This is a genomic window from Deltaproteobacteria bacterium (assembly GCA_009929795.1).
Classification (GTDB): domain Bacteria; phylum Desulfobacterota; class Desulfovibrionia; order Desulfovibrionales; family Desulfomicrobiaceae; genus RZZR01.
In genome coordinates, this window is sequence record RZZR01000188.1 from 1 (window position 1) to 4014 (window position 4014).

The window sequence follows — 4014 nt, forward strand, 5'->3', positions numbered from 1 at the left end:
GTACAGGTCCTCCTTGCTCGGAAAAAACTTGTACAGAGTGCCGGTGGCGAACTCGGTTCGTTCGGCGATCTCCTGCATGGAGACGTTGTGGTAGCCTTTCTCGGCGAATAGGGCCAAAGCCCCGGCCAAAATGTCCTGACGCTGGCGGAGCCGCTCCCGTTCACGTCGGGTTGGTTTGTCGGGCTTCATTGAATTGACCGTACTCGCATGGTAGTTGAATCGTTTTTCCAAAAAAATGAACGAAGGTTCGCTTTTTATATCGAAGATTCACAATGTCAAGAACGAACTGGTCCGGCCGAAGTTCATGGGGCACCCATCGACCCACGTCGGGGGCCGCAATATCGTTCAAGACCCTGGAGTCGAAGCCAGGCATGATTCATCCATCGAAACATCATCAGGAGGTCTTCATGAACAACGCCGCTTCTTCCATTTCAGACTTTGACGACTGTTTCCTCGCCGCCTGCGGTACGGACGGCTGGAAGCCGCACCCGGTGTGTGCGGGCGTCTGGTTGAAGCCCCTGGTCCCGGAAAAGGATTCGTCCGGGGCGACAAGGGTCTTTCTGGTCCGCCTCGAACCCGGCAATGGGCCGAGAGCGGCTTTGTGCCCCGATTACCCTGGCCCATGAACAAGCTGATCAAGGGGCAGAACGCGCATGCGATGGCGGCTGGGATACGAGAGTCCTTTTTCGGGCCTAGACAGCGACCATGACTTTGCCGGCGGCACGCATACGGGCGTCCATGGTGCCGCTAAAACACTGAAATACAAGACCTGACGCCAGTTTCGCATGGTAAAAAGCAAGCAGCGCGACGCTGATGGCGCCCATGCCCTGCTATTGCAGCAGCGCTTGCAGCGAGGCACTGGGCGTCACCCCAAGCTCAGCCCGGAATATCCTGCTGCAACGGTTGAAAATGCTGACAGCCTCAGCCTTTCTGCCAGTTTGCAGGGCATACAGCATCAACCGGCGATAGAAACCCTCCCGCAAAGGATCGATCAGCAAGGCCCGCTCGCATGTTGCCCCGGCCAGATCCTGGCGCCCGGCCTGCTCATGGATCTGGACCAGCCTTTCCAGTACCCGCAGACAACGTGTCTTCTGCTTCTCCCGCATGGCGATCACCCAATCCATTTCATCCCGGGCCAGAAAGTCACCCTTGTATAAAGATAGCGCCTTTTCGCACATCATGGCCAAGTCATGGCCATTCACCTGACTGTTCCCATCTAAGGCGCTTTCCACCATGGCGCAGGCTCGCTCAAACTCCTCGAAATCCACCCTGCATGCGGCTGGATTGATGCTCATGGTCCGGTTCTTGACCATTATGGCTCCGGGCGTTTGCAGGAATGTACGCAGGGCATGCAGGGTGAATTTCAATGAATGGGCGGCCTTGTCCCCCTCGGCATCCGGCCAGAGCAGATTCTCGAGTGTTTCCTTTGGGACGCCCCGAAGACCCAGCACGATCAATGCCTTGAGCAAGGCCATGGGTTTTAGAATGCCTTTCCTGGTTGCGACAATTTGCTTTCCGTTCCGAAGAATCCCGAAGCGGCCGAATGTGCTGATCTCCAATGGAATTGGATACTGTTCCCGATGCGTTACATGAAGCTTGTGACGATGGATCAGTGTCCAGGCAAACTCCACCTCGATGCCGAACCGCAAAGCCATATTGCAGAGCAACGTCAGTTGTCGGGGTCTCCAGAACAGCGCAATGAGCATACCTTGGTCTCTGGCCCGGGCAAAGGCACGTCCGAGAACACGCTGTCCGAGACGATCCCGTCCCCTGCGAAACGCCGCATAGGCCACGGGAAACAAAAAAAGGACATGTCCCATGTACCCGGAGATATGGATCGTTATCCGCCGGGCCTGTTTCAGGTAGAAGCGGGCCTCCGGCCATTTGCCGGCCTCGATGCAGGCCTCGGCCAAGCCAAGATAGGCCGGTATGGTCGGAAAAGAGGGCTTGGGTTCGGGTATGGCGTCAAATGCCAATTGCGCTTGCAACAACGCGCCGACCCCGTCACCTTGATTGAGCTTGTCACAGGTCAGCATGCAGTGGTAGTTGCCCGCATCGAATCCCTGTGCTGCGGGGATCAGCGGCGTTAGACGCTTTTTCAAGCGGTTGAGCTCGTTGCGGTCGTCCGTGTTGATGGCCATGAAGGCGGCGATGGTGAGCAGAAACACGTCGTAGCAATGAATGCCTGAGGTCGCGGCCAGGGTCAGCCCTCGGTCAACGCTATCCCGGCAACGCTTGACTCGAGGGTCCACCATATGGGCGTGGATGGCATCCAGGAGCAGCCATTGCAATCGACTCAACTCGGGGAGATTTTTTATTGCGATCAGGGATTTCACCTTGAAATGGATTCTGGACGCATCAGCCATGCTGCACATGTAGAGATGAAAAATCAGGAGATGAAATCCCATACTGATCTTTTGCGGATTGGGTATGGCCGTATGCAGTAGTTCCTGTCCGCGCTTGATCCAGTGGTCCCGGTGGGCATGGTCCGGACGGCAGAAAGTGCAGCCCAGGACCATGCTCATGACCACTCTGGCTTCCTGTTCCAGGCTCTCGAAGCGATAATCGACGCCCACCGCACGGTCCAGCCAAAGAAAAGAGGGCTCCATGCGCGTGAAGTCGTCAAGGCTCATGAATACGGCTTGGATCATTTCCACGCATGCCAGCATGGAGCCAAGCGTGTCTTCCTGCTCCAGAAAACCAGTGAAGGCCTGGGATAAAAGCTGCATCGCGGATTGGGCGTCCCTGGACAGAAGGCACAGGGCCTTCCAATAGACAAGCCAGGGTCTGGCACGCAGTTCGTCGTCTGGAACGTGCTCCAGCCAGTTGAGCAGGGTGTCCTGGCGACCGCTCGTCAACAGGGCATGAGCCTGTTCCTGGGCCAGTTCCATCAGGTTTTCCCAGTGAGCGCCCGCCATGTACAGGTCCGCGGCATCGTCCGGCCTGCCGCCGGCTTTGAGGATGGCCGCGGCATTGCGTTGCAGCAACGCATGCTGATGGGGAGGATAATAACTGACGGCATGTTCGAGCAGGAACTCTCGAAACAATTGATGGTAGCGGTATGACGTCTCCTGTCCGGGATGCCGGGTGATGAAGAAATTCTGCTCAGCCAGGCCGCGCAGGAGGTTTGCGCTGGAAGCCATTCCGGTCAACGCTTGCGCATCCAGGGCGGTTACGGATGGGAACAACGCGGTTTTGAGCAGAAACTCCTGGGTTTGCGGATCCGCTTTCTCAAACAGTTCAGTGAGAAAGTAATCGAACATCCCTTCCCGCTGAAGAACTTCAATGATTTCCAGGTCGGAAGTCCGGGCCATGGTCTCGCCCATCAGCCTCAGTCCCGCGGCCCAGCCCTGGGTTTTGTCGTGAATGCGGCGGATGGTCGCATTGGAAAGATGAGCGCCCTCCGGAAGATGATGAAAAAAGACAAGGGATTCAGCGAAACGAAACCGTAAATCCCTCCAGCCCACGATTTTCATCCTGTTGTTGGCAAGCAGCAGGGCAAAAGGCGCCGGCGGGGCCTCGCGGCTGAGCACCAGAATCCGCAAGCCTGGAGGGGCCATGCCCAGCCCGGTGTGCAGCACGTCGTGGAATGTTGCGTCCTGGATACACTGAAAATCGTCCAGGACCAGCGTGGACCGCCCTGGTCCAGGCGAGCTCAGGGCTGCGTACAGTGCTTCGAAATACCGCCGGGCGAACAGGCCGGGACGGCCCTGATATTCCGGGGTGAACAGCGGCAGGGATAAGCGCCTGCGCGGTCTGGCCCGCTGTAACGCTCGGCCCAGATAGTAGAAGAACGTGGACAGGTCGGCGTCCCGCGGGTCAAGCTGATACCAGAGACAGGGCTGCTTCAAAAAGGAAAGATAGTCAGCCGCAAGCGTGGTCTTGCCTGATCCGGCCGGCGCGGAAATCCAGATCACGCTCTGCTCGGTCATTTCCAGCAACCGGTGCAAACGCAATCGATGCGAAACATGCACAGGCCTGGGAGGCGTGATCTTGGTCAGGATTTCCCTTGTG

The 4014-nt window shown here is 57.4% G+C and carries 3 protein-coding genes; 1 reads left to right on the forward strand and 2 read right to left on the reverse strand.

Annotated elements, in window-relative coordinates:
• Nucleotides 1-189 (reverse strand): TetR/AcrR family transcriptional regulator (locus EOM25_12805; GenBank protein ID NCC26054.1); only part of this gene is annotated, 189 nt, incomplete at its 3' end.
• Nucleotides 190-407: 218 nt separating this feature from the next.
• On the opposite strand from EOM25_12805, the gene EOM25_12810 reads away from it, so the two are divergent.
• Nucleotides 408-626: a hypothetical protein gene (locus EOM25_12810; protein ID NCC26055.1), complete on the forward strand. Its 219-nt coding sequence runs from the start codon at nucleotides 408-410 to the stop codon at nucleotides 624-626.
• Between the two features lie 204 nt (nucleotides 627-830).
• Here EOM25_12810 and EOM25_12815 read toward each other — a convergent pair whose 3' ends face one another.
• Nucleotides 831-3932: a hypothetical protein gene (locus EOM25_12815; GenBank protein NCC26056.1), complete on the reverse strand. Its 3102-nt coding sequence runs from the start codon at nucleotides 3930-3932 to the stop codon at nucleotides 831-833.
• Nucleotides 3933-4014: the final 82 nt, after the last annotated feature.